This is a genomic window from Variovorax sp. F042, assembly GCF_057814215.1.
Genome location: NZ_JBVASX010000001.1, coordinates 798276 through 823373, shown reverse-complemented (window position 1 = coordinate 823373; position 25098 = coordinate 798276). Strand labels below are relative to the sequence as shown.

Genomic DNA, 25098 nt, shown 5'->3' with positions numbered 1-25098 from the left:
TGATGGCACATGCGTTCGCGGTCGACGAGGTGAGGGCGGTCTACCGCGCCATCCACGAGCGGCGCGATATGCGCCACTTCGCGGGCGGGCAGGTCGCGCCGGAGGTGCTGCGCCGGCTGCTCGATGCGGCGCACCACGCGCCCAGCGTCGGTTTCATGCAGCCGTGGCGCTTCATCCGCATTCGCGGTGAGGCGCTGCGCCAGCAACTGCACCGTGTCGTCGAGCACGAGCGCGTGCTGACCGCCCGCGCACTCGGCGAGCGCGAGGACGAGTTCATGCGCCTGAAGGTGCAGGGCCTTCTCGATGCGGCGGAGCTGCTGGTGGTGACGCTGGCCGAGGGCCGCGAGAAGCACGTGTTCGGCCGCCGCACGTTGCCGCAGATGGACCTGGCCTCGGCCTCCTGTGCCATCCAGAACCTCTGGCTCGCGGCGCGTGCCGAAGGGCTGGGCATGGGGTGGGTGTCGCTGTTCGATCCGGCCGAGGTGTCGGTGCTGCTCGGCCTGCCTGAAGGCGCGGAGCCCATTGCCTTGCTGTGCCTGGGGCCCGTGCACAGCTTTTACGAAGAGCCGATGCTGCAGCGCGAACGCTGGGCGAAGCGCGAGCCGCTCGCGTCGCTGGTGTTCGACGAGGGCTGGGGTCGGCCTTCGGACCTTTTCGACCATCCGTCTCCCGTGGAGCCCACCTGATGCTGGCTTTCGACACCGTTCTCTTCGAGCTTGCGCGCCTGTTCCTCTGGCCGGTGACGCTGGGCGTGCTGCTGTCCTTCGTCTATGCCGTGTACTGCCTTGGCGCGTTCGGCATCGAATACTTGCAGCGTCGCCGCGACCCATCGCGCGCGCTGGTGCTGCAGGGCCATGCGCAGGCCAGCCAGGAGCAGATGGAGCTGGTTGTGCTCAAGCAGCTCGAAGGCGTGCGCCTGTGCAGTCGCGTGGCGCCGATGCTGGGGCTGATCGCCACCATGATCCCGATGGGCCCCGCGCTCGTCGCCGTGGCCTCGGGCGAATCGCAGGGCGTGGCGCAGAGCCTGGCGCCCGCATTCGCGAGCGTGATCGTGGCGCTGGCCTCGGCCTCGATCACCTTCGTGGTCTATACCGTGCGGCGCCGCTGGCTGATGCGCGAGCTGGTGTCGGTGCTCGATGCTCGGGACCGGCTTTCATGAGCCGACGCCAGTTTTCCATTCTGAGCAGCCTGGACAGCGATGACGACGATCCGGTGCTCTCGACCATCAACCTGATCGACGTGTTCATGGTCGTGATCGGCATGCTGATGATCGCGGTCATCAACAACCCGATGAACCCCTTCGCGCAGGACAAGGTGACGATCATCCGCAACGAGGGCCAGCCGAACATGGAGATCGTCACGCGTGAGGGCCGCAAGATCACGCGCTTCAAGGCCAGCGGCGCGACGGGGCAGGGTGATGGCGAGAAGGCCGGCACTGCCTGGCGGTTGAAGGACGGCACGATGGTCTATGTGCCGGCGGATGCGGTTCCGGCGCAGGGCGGGAAGTGACGCGGTTTTTCTTCTGGCTGCTGGTGGCGGTGCTGGGGTTTCTTGCGCCGGCACAGGCCCAGCCTGCGGGGGGGCGTGTCGTTGTGCTGAGCACCTCGCTGGTTTCGCCGGCGCGGGTGGTTCGATTGGAGGCTGCGGCGCGTGAAGCCGGGTTGCCGTTGCAGGTGGTTTCGGCGTCGCAGGACTCGCCCGAGACGCTGACTGCTGCGCTCGAAGGGGCGCGTCTGCTCGTCATCGATGCACCGCACATCAGCGTCGCGCAGGCTGCTGCAGCGCGCTTCGGCGACACGATCTCGCGAAGCACTGCGCCGTATGTGCTGATCGGCGAATTCGCGCTGGTGGCCAAGGGGCAAGCCTCCACTGCCGCGCCGCTGGTGACCGAGCGCGGTGTCGATGCCGTATGGGCGCAGCGCCTGCGCGAGTACTGGCGCTTCTCGGGCGCGGCCAATCTCGGCGCGGCGATGAAGGCCCTGGAGCAGCCCGGCAAGCTCGATGGCCTGCCCGACCCCGTGCCGCTGCCGCTGGCCGGCCTCTATCACCCGGGCTGGCCGCGCATCGAAACCGACATCGCCGTCGTCGAACGGCTGCCCGGCAGCAGCGGCACGGTTGCCATTGCCATCAACAGCGCCACCGTGACGGGCGACGACACCGGCTGGCTCGATGCGCTGATCGCCTCGCTCGAATGGCGCGGCCTGCGCGCCTATGCCTTCTACGGCCCGCGCCAGCAGAAAGACCTGTTCTTTCGCATGACGCACGCCGGCGAGCGGCGCGTGGCCGATGCGATCGTCAATGCCTCGCTGGTCTTCAGCCCGAACGAGCGCAAGGCCGAGCTTGAGCGCATCGGCGTGCCGGTGCTGCAGACATTGCCCTCGCTGGCCATGGACGCGACGCAATGGGCACAGAGTAAAGACGGTCTGTCGCAAACCGACATTGCTGCCTACTACAGCCCGAGCGAGCTGGCCGGCATGACCGACCCGATGCTCGTGAGCGCCCGCGACGCAGCGGCTGGCACGCTGCAGCCGCTGCCCGCGCAGATCGACTCAGTGGCCGACAAGGCAGCCGCATTGCTTCGCCTGCAACGCACGCCGGCCGCCGATCGTCGCGTGGCGATGCTGGTCTACAACTACCCACCGGGCGAAGCCAACTTCGGCGCGTCCTTCCTCAATGTGCCGCGCAGCGTGAGCAACATGCTTGCAGCAATGAAGTCCGCCGGCTACCGCACCGAACTGCCGGGCGCCGACGCGCTCATCGCGCAAGTGCAGGCGACGATGAGGGCCTACTACCCAACGGGGCAGGGCGACGAGCTGCAGCCGCTGCTCGACAAGAACCTGGCCGACGTGATACCGCTGTCGCGCTACCTCGCATGGTTCCGGTCGCTGCCGGTGGAAACGCAGCGCCGCATCGAGAGCTACTGGGGCCCGCCTGAGAAGTCGACCATGCTGCGCCCCGTCGCGGGCGAGCAGGCCTTCGTGATCCCGCGCGTGCAGTTCGGCAACGTCGTCGTGCTGCGCCAGCCGCCGCGCTTCGAGCCTGGCACGCAGGTGGCGAGCAAGGCTGAGCAGGTGTACCACCGCTCGGGCATTCCGCTGAGCCACAGCTACCTCGCCACCTACCTCTGGCTGCGCACGCAGTTCGGTGCGAGCGCGGTGGTGCACGTGGGCACGCACGGCACAGTCGAATGGTCTGCGGGCAAGGAGCGCGGCCTGTCGGTGCAGGACGATCCGCTGCTAGCGCTGGGCGATCTGCCGAATGTCTACCCGTACATCATGGACAACCTAGGCGAGGCCACGACAGCAAAGCGCCGCGGTCGCGCGACCATGGTGAGCCATTCGACGCCGATGTTCGCGCCCGCCGGTTTTCGGCCCGGCGTGCAGGCCATGCACGAGCGCATGCACGACTGGGAGACGCTGTCGCCCGGCCCGGTGAAGACGGCGATGGAAAAGCAGCTGACGGCCGAGTTCGTGGAGCAGCACTACGACCGCGACCTGAACTGGACACCCACGCGGATTCGCGCGGACTTTGCCGGCTTCATCGCGGTGCTGCATCCGTACCTCGACGAACTCGCGCAGACCGCGCAGCCGCTGGGCCTGGCGACCTTCGGGCAGGCGCCCGATGCGCAGCGCCGGCGCATGACGATCCTGCAGATCCTCGGCAAGCCTTTGGTCGAGGCGCTGGGTGAAGACATCGACGAGGTTTTTCTGATCGATGCGAAGAGCGTTGCCGGCTCGCGGCCCGCGCGCTGGGTCGAACTCGCGCTTACCGATGCGCAGGCAGCGAGTGCCATGGGCAAGACCTCGGCCGAACAGCGGAGTCTGCTGTCGCTGGCCGAACGCGCGCAGAAGCTCGATGCCGTGCTTGCCCACAACGAAGAAATCGAAGGACTGCTCACGGCGCTCGACGGCCGCTACCTGAAGTCGAGCTACGGTGGCGATCCGGTGCGCAACCCCGACAGCCTGCCGACCGGTCGCAATCTCTACGGCTTCGACCCGAGCCGTGTGCCTACGCGCGCGGCCTGGGACGCAGGCGTTGCCGCGATGGACGCCTGGATCGCCGGACACGCGAAGACCCATGCCGGCAAGGCGCCGGAAAAGATCGCCTTCACGCTGTGGGCTGGCGAGGCCTCGCGCCACCAGGGCGTGCTGGAAAGCCAGGCCTTCTACGCCATGGGCGTGAAGCCGCGCTGGGACGAGGGCGGGCGCATGACGGGCATCGAGGTGATTCCCGCGTCGGTGCTGAAGCGGTCGCGCATGGACGTGCTGATCAGCGTCACCGGCTCCTACCGCGACCAGTTTCCCAACGTGATGCGTTGGCTCGACGAGGCAGTGCAGCAGGTGGCTGCCTTGCGAGAGCCCGGCAACGCCGTCGCGCAGCACAGCGAGGCGATGGCGCGCAGGCTGCGTTCGGAGGGCGCGTCGGTGCAGGAGGCGCAGCGCTGGTCCACAGCGCGCGTTTTCTCGAACGAGCAAGGCAGCTATGGCGCCGGGCTCGAGGAGGCCGCGCTTGCGAGCGACGTATGGAAGAAGCAGCAGCGCGGCGGCGGCGATGCGCAGATGGCGCAGCTCTACATGGATCGCATGGGCCACGCCTACGGCAAAGGCCTCGACGGCGCCGCACGGCCGGGCGCCTATGCGGGCAATCTCATGCAGGTCGATGCGGCGCTGATGGCGCGCAGCTCCAACCTGTATGGCGTGCTGACCAACGACGATCCGTTCCAGTACCTCGGCGGCATCGCGCAGGCCGTGCGCCAGCTCACTGGCAAGGACCCGGCGCTGTACGTGCAGAACCTGCGCGACGGCAGTGCGGTGCGCACCGACACGGCCGCAGGCGCCATCGCACGCGAGATGCAGACGCGCTACCTGCACCCGCAATGGATCGAAGCGCAGAAGGCCGAGGGCTACAGCGGCACGCTGCAGGTGCTCAAGACTGCGCAGTTTCTCTGGGGCTGGCAAGTCACGGCGCCGCAGGCAGTGCGGCAGGACCAGTGGCAGTCGCTGCACGACGTGTATGTGCGCGACAAATACAAGCTGGGCACGCGCGAGTGGCTGGAAGGTGACAACCGGGCGGCCTTCGCGCAGACGCTGGAGCGCATGCTCGACGCGGTGCGACTGAACTACTGGAAGCCGGATGGCGCCACGCGACGCGAGCTGGCACGGGCCTATGCGGAGGCGGTGCGCGCGGCCGGGCTGCGCGAGCGGAATGCGGGCGTGCAGCGGTTCGCGCAGGCGGAGTTGTCGCAGCCTGCGCCTTCACACCAGCCACGCCCGTCGGTCGAGCCCGTGGTCGCGGCAGCGCCCGTGCCAGCTCCTACCCCGGCAGCCGAGCCAGCGCCGGACAGCCCCCAGCCCGTCAGCGGCCTCAAGCTCGAACCCACGCCCGCTGACGCCCCATCGCCCAAGGCCGAGACCATCGTCCTTCGGCTCTGGGTGGCGTTGGGGACCGCGCTGCTTGTCGCACTCGGTGCACTGATGCAGTGGCGCCGGGGCAGGGCGACTGCCTGATTCGCGAGAATGGCGGCTCCCATGCTCCTCCAGAATCTCGAATACGCCATCGCTGTAGCCGCCGCGCTGTGGATCGCACTGGCCATCGACCGCTGGCTGGGTGAGCCGCCTGCGGCGTTGCATCCCGTCGTGTGGATGGGACGCTACCTCGGGCTCGGTTCGCGCATCGCGCCGCCTGCGTACCCCGCGAAGCCGGTGGATCTGCCGATGTTCTTCATTGGCGCGTTGGTGTGGTGCGTGGGGGGCGCGTGCGTCTGGGGCGTCGCCATGGTCTTGCAGACGCTCATGGTGCTGTCGCTGCCTGCATGGGCCGTTGCACTCCTGCTGGGCCTGCTGCTGAAGCCACTCTTTGCCTGGCGCATGCTGCGCGATGAAGTACTTGCGGTCGAGGCCGCGCTGGCCGTTTCGCTCGATGCCGGCCGAAAGCAGTTGGCGCGCTTGGTGAGTCGCGACGTCTCCCGGCTCAGCGAGCGCGAAGTGCGCGAAAGCGCGATCGAATCGCTCGCGGAAAACCTCAACGACTCGCTCGTGGCCCCGGTGTTCTGGTTCGTGCTGTTCGGCCTGCCGGGTGCTGCGCTTTATCGTTTCGCGAACACCGCCGACGCGATGTGGGGCTACCGCGGCGAGCGCAACGGCCGTGATTGGACCTGGCTCGGCAAATGGGCCGCGCGCGCGGACGACGTGCTCTCGTGGGTGCCGGCGCGCATCACCGTGGGGCTGCTGGCGCTGGCGGCGTGCCGCTGGCCCACGGGGCTGTCAGAAGAGGCGCGCCGTACGCCGTCGCCCAACAGCGGCTGGCCGATGGCGGCGATGGCGCTACTCCTTGGTGTGCGGCTGGCGAAGCCGGGCGTGTATGCGCTGAATGCCGAGGGGCGTGCGCCTTCCGCGTTGGACATGCAACGCACCGCGCAACTGGGTGGCCGGGCCGCGTTGGCGGCGGGTGTGTTCGCGTCGCTGGTCATCGTGGCGACAGCCGGCTGGAGGTGGGTATGAGCACGGTGGTGCATGGCGGTCCTGATGCGGCTGGCGCCGCGCCGCACGACTTCTCGACCAATGCCAATGCCTGTGGCCCATGCCCCGAGGCTCTGGAGCGGGTCAGCGCTGCCGACGTCTCGCGGTATCCCGATCCGGCCTACACGGCGTTGCGTGAGCAACTTGCGGTCATGCACGGCGTGGAAGCCTGGCGCATCGTGCTTGCAGCCGGGGCCAGCGAGTTCATCCGGCGCATCACCACCTGGGCGGCCCTGGAAGATCGCGGCGGCCATGGCGAGGTCGCGCTGCCGCCCATGTCTTACGGCGACTATGCGGCGGCCGCGCGAGCCCATGGGTTGCAGGTGGTGCGCGCACCGCATCCGGCGCGCCAACTGCGGCTCGCCTGGTGCTGCGATCCCTCCACGCCGCTGGGTCAGGCGCAGCAGGGCATTCTCGAGACAGTGGATGCCCTGCCCGAGGGCGTGCCCTGCGTGCTCGACCGCGCCTACGAGCCCTTGCGCCTGGAGGGCCGCCTTGCGCTGAGCCAGAGCCGCCTGGATCGCCTCTGGCAGATGTGGTCTCCTAACAAGGCGCTGGGGATGACAGGCGTACGTGCGGCCTATGTGATCGCTCCGTCAAACGCGCAGGATGCGGTGCGCGCCTTGCTGCGCCTGAGCGCCTCGTGGCCGGTGGGCTCGCACGGCGTGGCAATGCTTTCGGCCTGGACGCAGCCTGACGTGCAGGCCTGGCTTCGTGAAAGCCTCGGGACCTTGCGCGACTGGAAGGCGTCGCAGATGGCCATGTGCAGTGAGATCGGTTGGCACGTCGGGCCCAGCGACGCGAACTTTCATGTCGCCCAGCCCATGGTGGACGACTTCGCCGGTCTGCTGAAGCACCTGCGCGCCGAAGGCATCAAGCTGCGCGACTGCGCCTCCTTCGGCCTGCCGGGCCACGTGCGCCTCGGCGTGCTGCCGCCCGCCAGCCAGCAGGCGTTGAAAGAGGCCTGGACAAACGCGTCCTGAACACATACACCCGCACCCACAAGAAAAATGCTCTACGCCATCACCACGCTCTTTCTCTGCCAACTGGCCGGCGAACTGCTCGTGCAGTGGCTCGGCCTGCCCATTCCCGGTCCGCTGATCGGCATGGTGCTGCTGTTCATCGGCCTGCTGGTGCGCGGCGGCGTGCCGCAGGTGCTGACCGACACATCGGGCCATCTGCTGCGCAACCTGATGCTGCTGTTCATTCCGGCCGTGACCGGCGTCATGCTGCATTTCGAGCGGGTGGGGCGCGAGTGGCTGCCGTTTCTTGCGGCAGGCATCGTCGGCGCGGCCTTCACCATGACGGTCACGGCGCTCACGTTCCGCTGGATGATCCGCTTCACCGGCAAGGACGCGCAATGACCGCGCCGGCCAAGCTTTCTGAAATCTGGGTCTTCCTCGCGCAGTCGCCGCTGCTGTGGCTGTCGCTCACGCTGCTGGCCTATCTTGGCGCGCTGTGGCTGCACACCCGCAGCGGGCGCAATCCGGTGGTCAACCCGGTGCTGATTTCGGTGATCGTCATCGTCGGCGTGCTGCTGCTCACGCGCACGCCCTACGACACGTATTTCGAAGGCGCGAAATTCGTGCATTTCCTGATCGGCCCCGCCACGGTGGCCCTTGCCGTGCCGCTGTACAGCCAGGTCGGCCGGCTGCGGCGGCTGTGGCTGCCCATCGGTGTGGCGCTGCTGGTGGGCTCGGTCGCGGCCATCGTGTCGGCCATCGGCATCGCGTGGGTGCTGGGCGGCTCGCACGAGTTGATGATGTCGCTTGCGCCCAAGTCGGCCACCATGCCCATCGCGATGGGCGTGGCCGAGAAGATCGGCGGGCTGCCTTCGCTGGCGGCGGTGGCCGCGGCCGTTGCCGGCATCTCGGGCGCGATCATGGCGACCGGGCTGCTGAACCTGCTGCGCATCAGGGAGCCCGCGGTGCGCGGCTTTGCGGTCGGCATGGCGGCGCACGGCATCGGCACGGCGCGGGCCATTCAGGTGGATGAAACGGCGGGCGCGTTCTCCGCGCTGGCCATGGGGCTGAACGGCATCGCGACAGCGCTGCTGGTGCCGCTGATCGTCAGGCTGATGGGGGCATGAAACCATCCATGTCCAAGGCCGAGACCCGTCCGATGGAACTGGTCTGGCCAGCCAAGGCCTACCTGCCAAGCTATGTGTCGGCCCTGAACCGGGGCTGGGCGCGCGACGAGACGCGGCCCGAATCGGGCTCCGAGGAACGGGCCGCCATCAAGGCCAATGCCGACCGCTTCCTTGCCAGCCTGGTGGACCGCGAAGCCAAAGGCGGGCGCATCGTCATGCCCGACGGCTCCAAGGTGCGGCGCCTGCCGGGCTACAAGTGCTGGATGTGGGACGGCGAGTTCTGCGGCAGCATCGACCTGCGCTGGCAGCCCGGCACCGACGCCTTGCCGCTCTACTGCCTGGGCCACATCGGCTACAACGTCGTGCCTTGGAAGCAGCGCAAGGGCTATGCGACGCGTGCGCTCGGCGCCATGCTGACGCTTGCTGCGGGCGAGGGGCTGAACCGCGTCGAGATCACGACCAGCCCGGACAACTTCGCGTCGCAGAAAGTGATCGCGGCCAATGGCGGCGTGCTGATCGAAACCTTCATCACCCTGCCGAGCCAGGGCAGCCTCACCAAGTTTCGCTACCGCATCGATCTCTGAAGGAAAATTGCGCATGGCTCACTACACCGCTGAAATCCTCTGGCTGCGCGGCGAGCAGGACTTTCTCGGCAACACCTACAGCAGAAGGCATTCGCTGCGCTTCGACGGCGGCGCGGAAGTGGCGGGCTCGTCGTCGCCGCACGTGGTGCCGCTGCCGATGTCCGATGCGTCGGCGGTCGATCCCGAAGAGATGTTCGTCGCCTCGCTGTCGAACTGCCACATGCTGTGGTTCCTCACCATGGCCGTGAAGCGCAAGTTCGTCGTCGACCGGTATTTCGATGCAGCCACCGGCGTGATGGAGAAGAACGCCGAGGGAAAGATGGCGATGACGGTGGTCACGCTGCGGCCGGAAGTGACCTTTTCCGGCGAGAACGTGCCGACGCGCGAGCAGATCGAGCAGATGCACCACCGGGCGCATGAAGAATGCTTCATTGCCAATTCGGTGAAGACCGAGGTGCGCTGCGAGCCGGTGTACTGACGCGCTCCCTGCCTTGGCTGCCCGCGCGGGCCGATTCAGCGGCGCTGCAGCCGCGGGTTCTTGGCAAACAGCTCCGCCGCCCAGTCAACGAACGCCCGCACCTTCGCGCTCAGGTGCCGGTTGGGCGGGTACACCACGTGAATGGGCAGCGGATCGCGACTCCAGTCCGGCAGCACCTCGACCAGTTCGCCGCTTTCCAGCAGCGGCTCGGCCATGAAGGTGATGCACTGCGAAATGCCGAAGCCGCCGAGCACCGCCGTGATGTGCGCGTTGCTCTCGTTCACCGACACGCGGTAGTGCCCGTTGAGCTCGATGTGCTCGTCGCCCTTCTTGAACTCGTGCGGGTACACGCGGCGCGTGGTGCCCGAGAAATAGCTCACCACCACGTGGCGCTTCTCGATGTCGTTCGGGTGCTGCGGCACGCCGTAGCGCTTGATGTACGCCGGTGACGCCACGGTGACGAAGTGCAGGGTGCCGATGCGCCGTGCCACCAGCGACTGGTCGCTGAGGTCGCCCGCGCGGATCACGCAGTCGACGTTGTCGCTGATCAGGTCGACGGTGCGGTCGCTCACGCCCAGGTCGACCTGGATGTCGGGGTAGCGGTCGCAGAAGGTGGCCAGCGCGGGCAGGATGATCTGCCTCGCCACCGATGTGCCTATGTCGATGCGCAGCCGCCCCGTGGGGTTGGCCTGCGCATTCGTCATGCTGGCTTCCATGTCGTCGAAGTCGTTGAGCAGGCGCGCGGCGCGCTCGTAGTAGGCCGCGCCGTCGGGCGTGACGGTGACGCGGCGCGTGGTGCGGTTGAGCAGCTTCACGCGCAGGCGCGATTCGAGCGCCTGAATCTGCTTGGTGACCGTGCCCTTGGGCAGGGCCAGCGAGTCTGCCGCCCGGGTGAAGGTGCCGGCTTCCACGACGCGGACAAAGATCCGCATGGCCTGGATTTGATCCATCGAATGCCTGTTGTTGGTGCCCGGCCCACACCGGGGGGAGCGGATTCTCACACAAGGCGCCAAACCCTTGCGAAGCGCCGCGATTGTTGTCGGTTTGGAAACAGAGTAGGGGCGGCTTGCCTGTTTAACGTCACACTGGGCGACTTATATTTCAACCATCGCCCAATTCCCTGAGGTCGCCCATGTCACCCGTTCCATCGTCCCGTTCTGCCGAAGCCGCCGCCCGCGCTGCGGCGCAAGGCGTGGAAGCCGATCTGTCGATCGAGCTGCCCGGCCGCGAACCGGTCGGTGCCCGTGTGTACGGCCAGCGCGCCAAGGGTGACGTCGCACCGCTGGTGCTCCACTTCCACGGTGGCACCTTCGTCTGCGGCGACCTCGACAACGGCCGCAATGTGGCCCGGCTGCTGGCCGGAGCGGGTGCGGTGGTGGTGTCGGTGGCTTACCCGCTGGCGCCCCAGTCGCCGTTCCCGGAGCCGATCGAGGTGGGCTATGCCGCCCTCGAATGGCTCTACAAGCAGCGCACCAAGCTCGGCGGCAAGGGTGCGCAGGTGTACCTGGCCGGCGAAGAAGCCGGTGGCAACCTGGCGGCCGCGGTGGCACTCATCGCTCGCGACCGGGCACATCCGCCGGTGGCAGGCCAGATCCTGCTGTCGCCCATGCTCGATCCGTGCGCCGGTACCGCCTCGCTGCGCAACGCTACCAGCGACGAGCCCGAGTGCCGCTGGGCCAGCGGCTGGGAGAAGTACCTGAGCTGCCCCTCGAACGCCACGCACCCCTATGCGGTGCCTAGCGGTTCGCTGCGGCTGTCGTCACTGGCGCCCGCGCTGGTGCTGGTGGGTGCGGACGACGCCATGCGCGACGAGGCGCTGACCTTCGCGGGCCGCCTGCGTGCCGCCGGCATCGAGGTCACGAGCAGCGTGCTGCCCAGCGCCTCGAACTGGCCCAAGGCGCTGTACGACACCGAGAACACGGGTTGCGTGGCCTGTGAGGCCACGGTGCAGCAGCACTTCCGCGAGTTCTTCAGCGCGACCACACCGCCGACCACCGTGCCCACGGGTGCGGCGCCCAACCACCCCAGCTAGCTCCCGGCCAGCCACGGCTGCCTGATCGACACGCTGCCAGCGCGGCAGCGTGCGAGGGCCCTCTTTTTCCTGAATTCCGCCTCCTGGTGCCAAAAGCGCCGGGGCGGCCTGTTGCATCCCCAAAGTCATCGAGAAGGACGAACCATCATGTCGAACAACGAGAAAAAGCTGTCTTCCGTAGCCCGCAAGGGCCTGTGGCCCGCCGTGACCGGCATTACCGCACTGCTGGCGGTGGCCGCCGCGGTGGTTGGCATGTACAGCTTCAAGGCCGAAGCCAACAACGCCCCGGCCGCGCCGCAAGCCACGCCGGTTTCTGTCGCCACCGTGGCGTCGAGCGAGATCAATGCCTGGGACGAGTTCTCGGGCCGGCTCGAAGCCGTCGAGCGCGTCGACGTGCGCTCCCGCGTCGCGGGCGCCGTGCAATCGGTGCATTTCCGCGAAGGCGCGCTGGTGAAGCAGGGTGAGTTGCTGGTCACCATCGACCCTGCACCGTACGCGGCCGAGGTCGAGCGCGCCGAAGCGCAGGTGGCATCCGCACAGGCCCGCCAGTCGTTCAGCCGCAGCGAGCAGGAGCGTGCCAAGCGCCTGTGGGACGACAAGGCCATTGCCCAGCGTGAATACGACGAGCGTGTGAACGCCGGCCGCGAAGCCGACGCCAACCTGCGTGCGGCGCAAGCCTCGCTGCAGTCGGCGCGCCTGAACCTGGGCTACACCCAGGTGCGGGCTCCGGTGTCGGGCCGCATCGGCCGGATCGAGGTGACGGTGGGCAACCTGGTGGCGGCCGGTCCGGGCGCTCCGGTGCTGACCACGCTGGTCTCGGTGAGCCCGATCTACGCGAGCTTCGATGCAGACGAACAGGTCATCACCCGTGCGCTGAAAGACCTGCCGAGCGGCTCCAGCGCCCGCGGCCAGATCGAGTCGATTCCCGTGCAGATGGGCACCGCCGGCCTCGACGGCACGCCCTTCACCGGCAAGCTGCAGCTGATCGACAACCAGGTCGACGCCCGCAGTGGCACGGTGCGTGTGCGTGCCTCGTTCGACAACAAGGACGGCGCGCTCATCCCCGGCCAGTTCGCCCGCATCCGCATGGGCCAGGCTCGCAACGACACCGCACTGCTGGTGAGCGAGCGTGCCATCGGTACCGACCAGAACAAGAAGTTCGTGATGGTCGTGGGTGAAGACAGCAAGGCCACCTACCGCGAAGTGACCCTGGGCACTTCCATCAACGGCCTGCGTGTCGTGAGCAAGGGCCTGAAGGCGGGCGATCGCGTCATCGTCAACGGCCTGCAGCACATCCGCCCGGGTGCGCTGGTGGCGCCGCAGCAAGTGACCATGGACGCCAAGGCGGACCCCAAGCAACAACAACCGGAACGCGTCGCGGAAGCGGCCAAGTCCTGATTTCGGAGGAGGGCGCACCCGCGCCCACCGGAGAACCATCATGAATCTCTCAAAATTCTTCATCGACCGGCCGATCTTTGCCGGCGTGCTGTCGCTATTGATGCTGATAGCCGGCCTGATCGCGCTGCGCGGGTTGCCGATCTCGGAGTACCCGGAAGTCGCGCCTCCCTCGGTGGTGGTGCGCGCCACGTACCCCGGCGCCAACCCCAAGGTGATCGCCGAAACCGTCGCCACACCGATCGAAGAGCAGATCAACGGCGTCGAGGGCATGCTCTACATGGGCAGCCAGGCAACCACCGACGGCGTGCTGACGCTCACCGTCACGTTCCGCCTCGGCACCGATCCCGACAAGGCACAGCAGCTCGTGCAGAACCGCGTCTCGCAAGCCGAGCCGCGCCTGCCCGAGGAAGTGCGCCGGCTCGGCATCACGACCGTCAAGAGCGCGCCTGACCTGACGATGGTGGTCCACCTCGTCTCGCCGAACAACCGCTACGACATCAACTACCTGCGCAACTACGCGGTGCTGAACGTGAAGGATCCGCTGGCGCGCATCGAAGGCGTGGGCCAGGTCCAGATCTTCGGCGGCGGCGACTACTCGATGCGCGTGTGGCTCGACCCGCAGAAGGTCGCGCAGCGCGGCCTCTCGGCCAGCGACGTGGTGGCTGCCATCCGTGGCCAGAACGTGCAGGCCGCGGCCGGCGTGGTCGGCGCTTCGCCGGGCCTGTCGGGCGTGGACATGCAGCTGTCGATCAATGCGCAAGGGCGCCTGCAGAGCGAAGAAGAATTCGGCGACATCATCGTCAAGAGCGGCACCGATGGCGCCGTGACCCGCCTGCGCGACATCGGCCGCCTCGAAATGGGCGCCGCCGACTACTCGCTGCGTTCGCTGCTGAACAACGACCCGGCCGTCGGCATGGGTGTGTTCCAGGCACCGGGCTCCAACGCGCTCGACATCTCGTCGAACGTGCGCAAGACGATGGCCGAGCTCAACAAGAACATGCCCGAGGGCCTGGAATACCGCATCGCTTATGACCCGACGCAGTTCGTGCGCGCATCGATCGAATCGGTGATCCACACGCTGCTCGAAGCCATCATGCTGGTGGTGCTGGTCGTGATCCTGTTCCTGCAGACGTGGCGCGCTTCCATCATTCCGCTGCTGGCCGTGCCGGTGTCGGTGATCGGTACCTTCGCGGTGCTGCACGTCCTCGGTTTCTCGATCAACGCGCTGAGCCTGTTCGGGCTGGTGCTGGCCATCGGCATCGTGGTGGACGACGCCATCGTGGTGGTGGAGAACGTCGAGCGCAACATCGAGGCGGGGCTCACGCCGCGTGAAGCAACCTACCGTGCGATGCGCGAAGTGTCGGGCCCCATCATCGCGATCGCGCTGGTGCTGGTGGCCGTGTTCGTGCCGCTGGCCTTCATCAGCGGTCTCACGGGCCAGTTCTACCGCCAGTTCGCGGTGACGATTGCGATCTCGACGGTGATCTCGGCGATCAACTCGCTCACGCTGTCGCCCGCGCTCGCCGCCTTGCTGCTGCGCGGCCACGATGCTCCCAAGGACGCGCTGACGCGCGGCATGGACAAGGCCTTCGGCTGGCTGTTCCGCGGCTTCAACAAGCTGTTCCATCGCGGCTCCGAGGCCTACAGCGGCGGCGTGAAGCGCGTGATCTCGCGCAAGGCGCTGATGCTGGCGATCTACGTCGCGCTCGTCGCCGTGACCTTCGGCCTCTTCAAGGCGGTGCCCGGCGGCTTCGTGCCGGCGCAGGACAAGCAGTACCTGATCGGTTTTGCCCAACTGCCCGATGGCGCCACGCTCGACCGCACGGAAGAGGTGATCACCCGCATGGGCGACATCATGAAGAAGAACCCGAACGTGGAAGACGCCATCGCCTTCCCGGGCCTGTCGATCAACGGCTTCACCAACAGCTCGAACTCGGGCATCGTGTTCGCAACGCTCAAGCCCTTCGACCAACGCAAGCGCCCCGACCAGAGCGGCGGCGCGGTGGCCGGCCAGCTCAACGGTGCCTTCGCGGGCATCCAGGACGCCTTCATCGTGATGTTCCCGCCGCCGCCGGTGGCGGGCCTGGGCACCACGGGCGGCTTCAAGCTGCAGCTGGAAGACCGTGCCTCGGTGGGCTACGACCAGATGGACGCGGCAGTGAAGGCCTTCATGGCCAAGGCACAGCAGGCGCCCGAACTGGCCGGCATGTTCACGAGCTGGCAGGTCAACGTGCCGCAGCTGTACGCCGACATCGACCGCACCAAGGCGCGCCAGCTTGGCGTGCCGGTGACGGACATCTTCGACACCATGCAGATCTACCTCGGCAGCCTGTATGCGAACGACTTCAACAAGTTCGGCCGCACGTACAGCGTGCGAGTGCAGGCCGATGCGCCTTATCGCGCCCGTGCCGAAGACGTGGGCCTGCTGAAGGTGCGCTCGACCACGGGCGAGATGGTGCCGCTGGCTGCGCTGATGAAGGTGAATTCGACCTTCGGCCCTGAACGCGCCATGCGCTACAACGGCTACCTGGCCGCCGACATCAACGGCGGCCCGGCACCGGGCTATTCGTCGGGCCAGGCGCAGGACGCGATCACCAAGATTGCGGCCGAGACGCTGCCCAAGGGCGTGAGCTTCGAGTGGACCGAGCTGACGTACCAGGAAATCCTGGCCGGCAACTCCGCCTTCCTGGTGTTCCCGCTGGCCATCTTGCTGGTGTTCCTGGTGCTGGCCGCTCAGTACGAAAGCCTGACGCTGCCGATCGCGATCATCCTGATCGTGCCCATGGGCATCATGGCCGCGATGGCGGGCGTATGGATATCGGGGGGTGACAACAACGTCTTCACGCAGATCGGGCTGATCGTGCTGGTGGGGCTGAGTGCGAAGAACGCGATTCTTATCGTGGAGTTCGCACGGGAGCTCGAATTCGCCGGCCGCACACCGATACAAGCCGCCATCGAAGCCAGCCGCCTGCGCCTGCGCCCGATTCTGATGACCTCGCTGGCCTTCGTGATGGGCGTGCTGCCCCTCGTGCTGTCGACCGGCGCGGGCTCGGAGATGCGCAAGGCCATGGGCGTGGCGGTGTTCGCCGGGATGATCGGCGTGACGGCCTTCGGCCTGTTCCTGACGCCGGTGTTCTACGTGCTGCTGCGCCGCCTCGCGGGCAACCGGCCGCTCAAGCTGCATGGCGAAGTGCCGCATGGCGACGACTTCGTGTCGGCCGAGCATCCGGCTGCGCCGTCGCACGGTGGCTCGGGCGGTGGTGGGCTGCACCCTGTGCCTGCATCGCCGCGTCCCTCGCATGACGACTGATCAATAACAAAGAGAAAGCTCATCATGAAATTCTCAGTTCAACCGCTGGTGAAGCCTCTTCGTACCGCCTTGCTGCCGCTGATGGCCGCCCTGGTGCTGGCCGGCTGTGCCACCGTGCCTTCGGGCCTGCCCGAGATCACGACCACGGCGCAGTTCAAGGAGCAAGGCCCGACGCCTCCCGCCGGCTTCACGCGCGCCGTGCCTTCCGAGGCACAGGCACGCGGCGCCTGGTGGCTGGCGTTCAATGACCCGACGCTGAATGCGCTGGTCGAGAAGGCCGACGTCAGCAACAACAACATCCAGGCCGCAGCCGCGCGGCTGGCCGAGGCTCGCGCGCTGGCGCGCAGCGCCAACGCCGACCGCCTGCCGCAGATCGGCCTGAGCGCCGGCGCCAACCGCGGCGCCGGCCTGGACAAGGCCACGGCCAGCACCACGCCGGCCACGATGACCAACATCGGTGCCACGTTCTCGTACGAAGTCGACCTGTTCGGCCGCCTCTCGGGCGCCAGCAATGCGGCCAAGCTCGACGCGACCGGCCGCGAGGCGCTGCTGCAAAGCACCCGGCTCGCGGTACAGGCCGAAGTGGCGCAGACCTACCTGCAGCTGCGCGCGCTCGATGCCGAACGCGCGCTGGTGCGCGAACAGGTCGAGGCCTACCGCGACACGCTGCGCCTGTCGCAGCGACGTGAACAAGCCGGCGACATCGCCGAGCTCGACGTGGCGCGCGTGCAGACCGAGGTGTCGTCGACCGAGTCGGACGCGCTCGCACTCGACCGCCAGCGCGCCCAGGTGGAGCATGCGCTGGCAGTGCTGGTGGGCGACTCGGCTTCGAGCTTCGGCCTGCGCACCGACGAGTGGTCGACCGCCTTGCCGTCGATCCCACCGGGCGTGCCGGCCACGGTGCTCACGCGCCGGCCCGACGTGTCGGCGGCGCAGAACGCGGTGCTCGCCGCGCAGGCCCGTGTCGGCGTGGCACAGGCCGCGTGGTTCCCGGACATTTCTCTGACCGGCGCCGCCGGCTATGCCTCGCCCGAAGTCGGCGACCTCTTCAAGTGGTCGGCGCGTTCGTGGGGCGTGGGCGCGCTGCTGTCGCTGCCGATCTTCGACGGCGGCCGCCGCGAGGCCGGCGTGCAGGGCGCCAATGCCCAGCTCGACGGCGCGCTCGCGAGCTATCGCACGCAGGTGTTGGTGGCGTTCCAGGAGGTCGAAGACCAGCTGGCTGCCATACGCATCCTGCAGGAGCAATCGGTGGTGCAGGCGCAGGCCGTGACCTCGGCCCAGCGCGCTACCAGCCTGTCGGACACGCGCTATCGCAATGGCTACATCAGCCAGCTCGACCTGCTGGACGCACGCCGCAGCGAACTGCGCAACCGGCGGCAGGCGCTGCAGGTGAAGTCGGCCCAGTACCAGGCGGCCGTGGGGCTGATTCGCGCCATTGGCGGCGGATGGGAAGCTCCGGCGCCCGTTGCTGCGGCCGGCGCACAGACCAAGATAGCCACGCGCTGAAAAGTGACGACCCAGACGACCCAGACGACCCAGACGACCCAGGATTGAAATTGACAGCCTGAACGCCGCAAGGCGGTCTTTGCGCCGTCGTGGGCTTAGCCGGCTTTGCCGGCGAGGTTCGCGGCGGCGCTTATTTTTTGCAGCTCCGCCGCGCCCATGGCCAGGGCGCTGGAATAGCTGGCCTGCGGCCTGGCCGCCGTCCGGTAGACCCGGTAGTCGAGGGTCTCGGAGGCTTCGTCGCCATGGCGGGCTTCGAGCAGGGTCCAGAAGAACTGGCCCGGTTCGCGTTCCTCGACGGTGAGCGCCAAATCGTTCAAGGCTGGCATGGGTCCCTGGGGTGCAGTGCGGTGTGTGATGCCGGGTGTACGCAAGAAAGGGACTGTTGGATTCACCGGATGCGTTTGCAACGCCTTGGGTGTGAAAAATGTCTCATTTCGTCGGCTTGGTTCTGTCTCGCTCGGTCTTTTTCGGGCCGGCGCGGTGCTCAACGACAATCCGCCGATGAGTTCAAAGGCGAAAAGCGGGCCGGCGCGGTGCGTCATGGTTCTGGGCACCACCAGCGGAGCCGGCAAGAGCTGGCTGGCCACGGCGCTGTGCCGCTGGTATGCGCGGCAAGGCCTGAAAGTGGCGCCCTTCAAGGCGCAGAACATGAGCAACAACGCCCGCGTGGTCGATGGCGGCGAGATCGGCAGCGCCCAGTATTTCCAGGCCCTGGCCGCAAATGCGCTGCCCGACGTGCGCATGAACCCGCTGCTGCTCAAGCCCGAGCGCGATACCCATAGCCAGGTGGTGCTGATGGGGCAGGTGAGCGAAGAACTCTCGGCCTTGCCCTGGCGTGGCCGCAGCGAGCGCGTCTGGCCGCAGATTGCGCAGGCGCTAGACGAACTGCGCGGCGACAACGACGTGGTCGTGATCGAAGGCGCTGGCTCGCCGGCCGAGATCAACCTGATGGCCAGCGACATCGTCAACATGCGCATCGCCCGGCATGCTGGCGCGCGCTGCCTGCTGGCGACCGACATCGACCGCGGCGGCGCCTTCGCCCACCTGTACGGCACCTGGGCGCTGCTGCCCGAGGCCGACCGGGCGCTGCTGCGCGGCTTCGTGCTCAACAAGTTCCGCGGCGATGCCTCGCTGCTCGCGCCCGCGCCGCAGCAACTGCAGGAACTGACTGGCGTGCCCACCGTGGCCACGCTGCCGATGTGGTGGCAGCACGGCCTGCCCGAGGAAGACGGCGTGTTCGACGACCGCAGCCGCGCCAGCGGCACCGTCACCCGCACCGTGGCGGTGGTGGCGTACCCGCGCATCAGCAACCTCGACGAATTCCAGGCGCTGAAGAACGTACCGGGCGTGCGGCTGGTCTGGGCCCGCACGCCGGCCGACGTGGCTGGCGCCGACTGGATCGTGCTGCCCGGCTCCAAGCACACCAGCGGCGACCTGGCCTGGCTGCGCGCGCAGGGGCTGGACCGCGCCGTGGCCGCCCACGCCGAACGCGGCGGCGCGGTGCTGGGCATCTGCGGCGGGCTGCAGATGCTGGGCGAGGCGCTGGTCGATCCGCACGGCATCGACGGCAACGCGCCGGGCCTCGGCCTGCTGCCGCTGGTGACCGTGTTCGCGCGCGAGAAGACGGTGCGGCATCGCGCCGCGACCTTCGGCGAGCTGACCGGCACTTGGGGCCCGCTGTCGGGCGTGCCCGTTGTCGGCTACGAAATTCATCACGGCCAGACCGCCGCACACCCGCAGATGGCGCAGGATGGCCACGCGGTGATGCCTGACGGGCTGGCCTGGCAGAACGCGCGCGGCAACGTGCTCGGCATTTACCTTCACGGCCTGTTCGAAGACCCCGGCACGCTGCATGCATTGTTCGGTGCCTCCGTGCCCACGCTGGACGCCACCTTCGACGGCCTGGCCGACTTCATCGACACCCACTTCGACGCCGGCGTGCTCGCCGGACTGATTGCATGACCGAGACCATCCCCACCATTTCCGACATCACCGACGCCCCGCTTGCCGCCCGCCTGCACAGCGCAATCGACAACAAGACCAAGCCGCTCGGTGCGTTGGGCCGGCTCGAAGCGCTGGCCTTGCGCATCGGCAGCATCCTGGGCACTGAGAACCCGGTGCTCGAAGCCCCGCAGATGCTGGTCTGCGCGGGCGACCACGGGCTGGCGGCGCGCGGCGTCTCGGCGTTTCCTGGCGACGTGACCTGGCAGATGGTCGAGAACTTCCTTGCCGGCGGCGCCGCCGTGAGCGTGCTCGCGCGCCAGCACGGGTTGGCGCTGACGGTGGTCGATTGCGGCGTGCGGCGCGACTTCCAGCCCCGCCCGGGACTGGTGTCGCGCCGGATCGCCGAGGGCACGGCCGACGCCTCCACGGGCCCGGCCATGACGGCAGCCCAGTGTGCACAGGCCATCGTCAACGGGCGCGAAGTGGTGCGTGCGCTGCCGGGCAATGCGCTGCTGCTTGGTGAGATGGGCATCGGCAACAGCTCGTCTGCCGCGCTGCTGCTGTCGCGGCTGGGCGGGCTGGGCATCGACGTCTGCATCGGCGTCGGCACGGGCCTGGACGCGGCTGGGCTGGCGCGCAAGCGCGAGGTGCTGCGGCAGGTGCTTGCGTTGCACGCGGGTGCGACGGCGCCGCTGGACGCACTGGCGGCCTTTGGCGGTTTCGAGATCGCCACGCTGGTCGGCGCGGTGCTTCAGGCGGCCGAGGAGCGGCGCGTGATCGTGGTCGACGGCTTCATTGCCAGCGCGGCGGTGCTGGTGGCACAGGCGCTGCAGCCCTGCGTGGTGCAGCGCTGCGTGGCCGCGCACTGCTCGGCCGAGCCCGGGCATCTGCTGCTGCTGGAGCGGCTGGGGCTGGACCCGCTGCTGAACCTCGAACTGCGCCTGGGCGAGGGCTCGGGCGGTGCGTTGGCCTGGCCGCTGCTCGAATCGGCCTGCCGCATCCTGCGCGAGATGGCGAGCTTCGAGTCGGCTGGCGTGTCGCGCAAGGACGCCTGAAGCGGATGAACGGCGTTCGCCACTTCCTGCTCGCGCTGCAGTTCTTCACGCGCGTGCCGGTGACGGGGCCGCTGGCCGCATGGGTCGGCTTCAGCCCTCAGATGCTGCGAGCGAGCGCGGCCCATCTGCCCGGCATCGGATGGCTGGTGGGTGGGGTGGCGGCGCTGGTGTTCACGGGTGTCGGCATGGGGCTGCCCGGCGTCGCGGGCGCGCTGGCAGCGGCTTTGCTGAGCACCGTCGCCACCGTGATGCTGACTGGCGCCTTCCATGAAGACGGACTGGCCGACGTGGCCGATGGCTTGGGCGGTTCGGCCGACCGGGACCGGGCGCTGGAAATCATGAAGGACTCACGCATCGGCGCCTTCGGTGCGATTGCACTGGTGCTGGCGCTGGGCCTGAAGTGCGCGCTGCTCGCCGTGCTGGCCGGGCGTGGCCTGCAGACCGTGGCCGTTGCCATCGTCGGCGCGCACGTGCTGTCGCGACTGATGCCGCTGTTCCTGATCCGCTGGCTGCCTTATGTGGGCGACAGCGGGGCGAGCAAGGCCAAGCCGCTGGCGGATGCGATCAGCGGCGGAGCGCTGGTGATTGCGCTGGTGTGGACGGTTCCGGCGGTGGCGCTGCTGCTGTGTGCGAACGACGCCGTGCACGTCGGGGCGGCCGTGCTTGCGGCCGTTCTGGCCGCGGGCTGGATGGCGAGGCTGTTTCTTCGGCGGCTACAAGGCTTCACCGGCGATGGCCTGGGCGCGACGCAGCAGGTCTGCGAGCTGGTGATCTACCTCGCGCTGGCGTGGCGTGCATGAGCACACGCCGAAAGCTCTGGCTCCAGCGCCATGCGCCCGTGGTGGCCGAGCCCGGCCTTTGCTACGGTGCCACGGACCTCGAAGCCCATGCGGACGCGACGCTCGAAGCCGCGCAGCGCATCGCGCCCTTGCTGCCTGCGGACATCAGGTTGATCAGCTCGCCGCTGCGGCGCTGCGCCGGGCTGGCCGATGCCATCGCTGCATTGCGGCCCGATCTCCGGGTACAGCACGACGCCCGGCTCGCCGAAATGAACTTCGGCGGCTGGGAAGGGCGGCCGTGGTCCGCCATTCCGCGCGAAGACTTCGAAGCCTGGACCGGCAACTTCGCCGACGCGCCTGCGGGCGGTCATGGCGAAAGCGTGCGTGCCTTCATGCAGCGCGTGGCGGCCGCGCACGATGAATGGCTGGCGGGCAAGGGCGACGCGCTGTGGGTCACCCACGCTGGCGTGCTGCGCGCGATGACGCTGCTGCACCGGGGTGTGCGCTGTCCTGCAGCTGCTGCCGATTGGCCTGCCGGCGAGATTGCGTTCGGCAGCTGGCTGACTTTCGACAATTCACCCGTCATCTGACAGGCTCCCCGGCCAGTCAGCTCAGTTCTTCTGCCGCCACTGTTCGCGCCAGAGCTTTTCGAGCTGAGGCGCGAGCGCCGCCGGCGGCGAGCCTACGAGGCGGTTGCTGCCGTTGCGCTGCACCAAGCCGTAGATGCGGCCGGAGCCCTGGTCGTAGAGCGCGATCGCGTTGTTGTCGAAGCAGTCGTGCGGCTTGCAGAAGGCGTGCAGCAGGTAGCGCGTGCCCTCGACCGTCACCCATTGCGGCTCGGGTGCCGGGCCTTCGCGGCGCACCAGCCAGCGGTCGTTCTCGCGCGCGCCCAGGGCGGCGCGCCAGGCCTTCTGCATCGCCGGGCCCTGCGCCAGCGCCGCCGGGCTGCCCGTGGGCGGGGGAGGCACCTTGGCCTTGGGCTCGGTGGGCGGGGGCTCGGCCCGCGCGGCGCCTTCGCAGCGCCAGTAGCGTTGCTTCATCAACTCGGGGCCCAGCTGGCCGGCGACCGGCTTGTCGGCGTCCAGCGTGATGTACTGGCCGCGCGCTGTGCGGTAGACGAGGAATGTCATCGAGCCGGCCTTGCCCGCGTCGCTCATCAGCGCCACGTCGAAACCTGCCGGTGGCGGGCTGTTGCCGAAGAAGCTGTGGGCTGTCTGCGGCTCGCGGGTGACCACGCGGCGCTTGCCGCTCTCGGCGATCAGCTTGTCCTGGAGCACCTGCAGCGTCGGCGCCGAGGCGTCGGCGCAGTTCGTCGACCAGCGGCCGCCGTAGAGCGTCATGGCGTCGGGCGGCAGGCCCGCGGCCGGCTGCTGCGACCAGGCCGCGGCCGGGAGGAGGGCTGCCAGCAGCGCGGTAGCCAGCAGCGTCCGGGTGTCGTTCTTTCGTGTCGTCATTCTTCAGGCCGTTTTCGGGGAGGGCGTCTTTGGTTTATAGGCGCAGAAGGTGGCCACCGCACATTCCCAGCACCGCGGCTTGCGCGCCACGCAGATGTAGCGGCCATGCAGGATCAGCCAGTGGTGCGCATGCAGCCGGTATTCCGGCGGAACGCGCTTCTCGAGCTTGAGCTCCACTTCGAGCGGCGTCTTGCCGGGCGCGAGCCCGGTGCGGTTGCCCACGCGAAAGATATGCGTGTCGACCGCGATCGTCGCCTCGCCGAAGGCCACGTTGAGCACCACGTTCGCAGTCTTGCGGCCGACGCCGGGCAGCGCCTCCAGCTCGGCACGGGTGCGCGGCACCTCGCCGCCGTGCAGCTCCACCAGCATGCGGCAGGCCTCGATCAGGTGCTTGGCCTTGCTGCGGTACAGGCCGATGGTCTTGATGTACTCCTCCAGCCCCTCGACGCCCAGGTCGAGGATGGCCTGCGGCGTGTTCGCCACCGGAAACAGTTTGCGCGTGGCCTTGTTCACGCCCACGTCGGTGGCCTGCGCCGACAGCAGTACGGCTGCCAGCAGCTCGAAGGGGCTGTCGTATTCGAGCTCGGTCTCGGGTGTGGGGTTGGCCGCCTGCAGGGTGGCGAAGAAGAGGGGGATGTTGTCTTTTTTCATTGGGCTTCGTGAGAGCGGCTCGCGCAATATATCGTTGAAAGGCGATAGCCTTACGCAGCTTTATTGCCCGAGCTTTGGTGACAATGTCACCCAGAAAGTGAGACTGACCATGCAATTCGCCTCCCGCCTCGACAACGTCGAGACATCCGCCATCCGCGAACTCTTCAAGCTGCTGGGCAAGCCCGGCATCATCAGCTTCGCGGGCGGCTTCCCCGACAGCGCCATGTTCGACGTCGAGGGGCTCAAGGAGGCGAGCCAGAAGGCGCTCACCGAAGAGCCCGGCGGCGCGCTGCAATACGGCGCCACCGAAGGCTACGAGCCGCTGCGCACCCAGCTCAGCGCCTTCATGAAGACCAAGGGCGTCGACGTCGACCCGAGTGGCCTGATCGTCACCACCGGCAGCCAGCAGGCGCTGGACCTGCTGGGCAAGACCATGATCTCGCCCGGCGACAAGGTGATCGTCGAGGGCCCGACCTTCCTGGCGACCATCCAGTGCTTCCGCCTTTATGGCGCGCAGCTCATCAGCGCGCCCATCGACGCCAACGGCGTGAAGACCGACGAGTTGGAGAAGCTCATCGCCGAGCACAAGCCCAAGTTCGTCTATCTGATCCCTACCTTCGGCAACCCCAGCGGCGCGATGCTGACGCTGGAGCGCCGCAAGAAGGTGCTCGAACTGGCCGTGAAGTACCAGACGCTGATCGTCGAGGACGACCCCTACGGCGACCTCTACTTCGGCGAAGCCCCGCCGCCGTCGATCCTTGCGCTGAGCAAGGAAGTGCCGGGCAGCCGCGAACTGCTGGCCCACTGCGGCAGCCTGAGCAAGGTGCTGAGCCCCGGCCTGCGCATCGGCTGGATGATTGCTCCGCCCGAGCTGCTGGCCAAGGCAACGATGTGCAAGCAGTTCAGCGACGCGCACACGAGCACCTTCTCGCAGGCCACTGCCGCCCAGTACCTCAAGAGCGGCCGCATGCCCGCCACGCTGGCGCATGTGCGCGAGGTGTACGGCCAGCGCGCGCAAGCCATGGGCGCGGCGCTGAAGCGCGAGCTGGGCGATGCGGTGAGCTTCACGCAGCCCAACGGCGGCCTGTTTTTCTGGGCGCGCCTCACGGGCGCCAACGGCAAGCTGGCGGATGCGAACGAACTGGCGAAGCGAGCGATCGAGAAGCTCGTGGCCTTCGTGCCCGGCGCGCCATTCTTTGCCGAGAAGCCCGATGTGGCGACGCTGCGTCTGAGCTTCGCGACGGCCGATGTGGCGAAGATCGAAGAGGGCGTGAAGCGTCTCGGTCAGGCGCTGTAAAGA

Annotated in this window: 23 protein-coding genes; 19 read left to right on the top strand and 4 right to left on the bottom strand. The window is 68.1% G+C overall.

Annotated features, from left to right (window positions below; all coding sequences use genetic code 11):
• The first annotated feature begins 2 nt into the window (after positions 1 to 2).
• The 10 genes from bluB to ACZYSP_RS03935 are packed head-to-tail and all read left to right on the top strand — an operon-like array spanning position 3 to position 9669.
• Positions 3 to 686: a 5,6-dimethylbenzimidazole synthase gene (bluB, locus tag ACZYSP_RS03980; protein ID WP_093073813.1), complete on the top strand. Its 684-nt coding sequence runs from the start codon at positions 3 to 5 to the stop codon at positions 684 to 686.
• Positions 686 to 1159, top strand: a complete 474-nt coding sequence (locus tag ACZYSP_RS03975; protein ID WP_093073815.1) for a MotA/TolQ/ExbB proton channel family protein — start codon at positions 686 to 688, stop codon at positions 1157 to 1159. Before bluB ends, ACZYSP_RS03975 begins: the two co-directional genes overlap by 1 nt.
• Complete coding sequence (locus ACZYSP_RS03970) at positions 1156 to 1509, top strand: DUF2149 domain-containing protein (RefSeq protein ID WP_093073817.1); 354 nt, start codon at positions 1156 to 1158, stop codon at positions 1507 to 1509. The genes ACZYSP_RS03975 and ACZYSP_RS03970 overlap by 4 nt, the downstream gene beginning before the upstream one ends.
• Entirely contained in the window at positions 1506 to 5507 is a 4002-nt protein-coding gene (gene cobN / locus ACZYSP_RS03965) for a cobaltochelatase subunit CobN (protein ID WP_093073819.1), read from the top strand. The genes ACZYSP_RS03970 and cobN overlap by 4 nt, the downstream gene beginning before the upstream one ends.
• 21 nt (positions 5508 to 5528) lie before the next feature.
• On the top strand, positions 5529 to 6500 hold the full coding sequence (gene cbiB, locus ACZYSP_RS03960; RefSeq protein WP_093073821.1) for an adenosylcobinamide-phosphate synthase CbiB: 972 nt from the start codon (positions 5529 to 5531) through the stop codon (positions 6498 to 6500).
• Positions 6497 to 7501, top strand: coding sequence for an aminotransferase class I/II-fold pyridoxal phosphate-dependent enzyme (locus ACZYSP_RS03955; RefSeq protein ID WP_093073823.1), 1005 nt, complete (start codon positions 6497 to 6499; stop codon positions 7499 to 7501). The genes cbiB and ACZYSP_RS03955 overlap by 4 nt, the downstream gene beginning before the upstream one ends.
• A 27-nt stretch (positions 7502 to 7528) precedes the next feature.
• The gene (locus ACZYSP_RS03950; protein ID WP_093073825.1) at positions 7529 to 7882 is read left to right on the top strand and encodes a CidA/LrgA family protein; all 354 of its coding nucleotides are present in this window, start codon (positions 7529 to 7531) and stop codon (positions 7880 to 7882) included.
• Positions 7879 to 8607 (top strand): LrgB family protein, encoded by a 729-nt coding sequence (locus tag ACZYSP_RS03945; protein WP_093073827.1) that lies wholly within the window; start codon positions 7879 to 7881, stop codon positions 8605 to 8607. The genes ACZYSP_RS03950 and ACZYSP_RS03945 overlap by 4 nt, the downstream gene beginning before the upstream one ends.
• Positions 8604 to 9191 (top strand): GNAT family N-acetyltransferase, encoded by a 588-nt coding sequence (locus ACZYSP_RS03940; RefSeq protein ID WP_256216625.1) that lies wholly within the window; start codon positions 8604 to 8606, stop codon positions 9189 to 9191. The genes ACZYSP_RS03945 and ACZYSP_RS03940 overlap by 4 nt, the downstream gene beginning before the upstream one ends.
• A gap of 13 nt (positions 9192 to 9204) precedes the next feature.
• Positions 9205 to 9669, top strand: a complete 465-nt coding sequence (locus ACZYSP_RS03935; RefSeq protein ID WP_093056508.1) for an OsmC family protein — start codon at positions 9205 to 9207, stop codon at positions 9667 to 9669.
• Positions 9670 to 9704: 35 nt separating this feature from the next.
• Here ACZYSP_RS03935 and ACZYSP_RS03930 read toward each other — a convergent pair whose 3' ends face one another.
• Positions 9705 to 10619, bottom strand: coding sequence for a LysR family transcriptional regulator (locus tag ACZYSP_RS03930; protein WP_093056509.1), 915 nt, complete (start codon positions 10617 to 10619; stop codon positions 9705 to 9707).
• Positions 10620 to 10801: 182 nt separating this feature from the next.
• Between ACZYSP_RS03930 and ACZYSP_RS03925 the strand changes: the two genes are divergently transcribed.
• The 4 genes from ACZYSP_RS03925 to ACZYSP_RS03910 all read left to right on the top strand — a co-directional run bounded on the left by ACZYSP_RS03925 (position 10802) and on the right by ACZYSP_RS03910 (position 17915).
• Positions 10802 to 11701, top strand: a complete 900-nt coding sequence (locus ACZYSP_RS03925) for an alpha/beta hydrolase (RefSeq protein ID WP_093056510.1) — start codon at positions 10802 to 10804, stop codon at positions 11699 to 11701.
• A 147-nt stretch (positions 11702 to 11848) separates the two neighbouring features.
• On the top strand, positions 11849 to 13099 hold the full coding sequence (locus tag ACZYSP_RS03920) for an efflux RND transporter periplasmic adaptor subunit (protein ID WP_354336290.1): 1251 nt from the start codon (positions 11849 to 11851) through the stop codon (positions 13097 to 13099).
• Between the two features lie 40 nt (positions 13100 to 13139).
• Positions 13140 to 16409, top strand: a complete 3270-nt coding sequence (locus tag ACZYSP_RS03915) for an efflux RND transporter permease subunit (protein WP_093073831.1) — start codon at positions 13140 to 13142, stop codon at positions 16407 to 16409.
• Positions 16410 to 16433: 24 nt separating this feature from the next.
• Positions 16434 to 17915: an efflux transporter outer membrane subunit gene (locus ACZYSP_RS03910; protein WP_093073833.1), complete on the top strand. Its 1482-nt coding sequence runs from the start codon at positions 16434 to 16436 to the stop codon at positions 17913 to 17915.
• 95 nt (positions 17916 to 18010) lie between these two features.
• Here the strand turns inward: ACZYSP_RS03910 and ACZYSP_RS03905 are convergent, their stop codons facing one another.
• A complete protein-coding gene (locus ACZYSP_RS03905) occupies positions 18011 to 18241 on the bottom strand; it encodes a hypothetical protein (RefSeq protein WP_093073835.1) in 231 nt (76 codons plus the stop codon).
• A 175-nt stretch (positions 18242 to 18416) separates the two neighbouring features.
• Here ACZYSP_RS03905 and ACZYSP_RS03900 point away from each other — a divergent pair, with 175 nt between their 5' ends.
• The 4 genes from ACZYSP_RS03900 to ACZYSP_RS03885 are packed head-to-tail and all read left to right on the top strand — an operon-like array spanning position 18417 to position 22283.
• A complete protein-coding gene (locus ACZYSP_RS03900) occupies positions 18417 to 19877 on the top strand; it encodes a cobyric acid synthase (protein ID WP_093075149.1) in 1461 nt (486 codons plus the stop codon).
• Positions 19874 to 20914, top strand: a complete 1041-nt coding sequence (gene cobT, locus ACZYSP_RS03895; protein ID WP_093056515.1) for a nicotinate-nucleotide--dimethylbenzimidazole phosphoribosyltransferase — start codon at positions 19874 to 19876, stop codon at positions 20912 to 20914. Before ACZYSP_RS03900 ends, cobT begins: the two co-directional genes overlap by 4 nt.
• 5 nt (positions 20915 to 20919) lie before the next feature.
• Positions 20920 to 21714 (top strand): adenosylcobinamide-GDP ribazoletransferase, encoded by a 795-nt coding sequence (locus ACZYSP_RS03890; protein WP_093073837.1) that lies wholly within the window; start codon positions 20920 to 20922, stop codon positions 21712 to 21714.
• Complete coding sequence (locus tag ACZYSP_RS03885) at positions 21711 to 22283, top strand: histidine phosphatase family protein (protein ID WP_093073839.1); 573 nt, start codon at positions 21711 to 21713, stop codon at positions 22281 to 22283. Before ACZYSP_RS03890 ends, ACZYSP_RS03885 begins: the two co-directional genes overlap by 4 nt.
• 21 nt (positions 22284 to 22304) lie before the next feature.
• Here ACZYSP_RS03885 and ACZYSP_RS03880 read toward each other — a convergent pair whose 3' ends face one another.
• Positions 22305 to 23147 (bottom strand): Ivy family c-type lysozyme inhibitor, encoded by an 843-nt coding sequence (locus tag ACZYSP_RS03880; protein WP_093073841.1) that lies wholly within the window; start codon positions 23145 to 23147, stop codon positions 22305 to 22307.
• Positions 23148 to 23150: 3 nt separating this feature from the next.
• A complete protein-coding gene (nth, locus tag ACZYSP_RS03875) occupies positions 23151 to 23798 on the bottom strand; it encodes an endonuclease III (protein WP_093056519.1) in 648 nt (215 codons plus the stop codon).
• Positions 23799 to 23907: 109 nt separating this feature from the next.
• Between nth and ACZYSP_RS03870 the strand changes: the two genes are divergently transcribed.
• Entirely contained in the window at positions 23908 to 25095 is a 1188-nt protein-coding gene (locus ACZYSP_RS03870; RefSeq protein WP_093073843.1) for an aminotransferase-like domain-containing protein, read from the top strand.
• Positions 25096 to 25098: the final 3 nt, after the last annotated feature.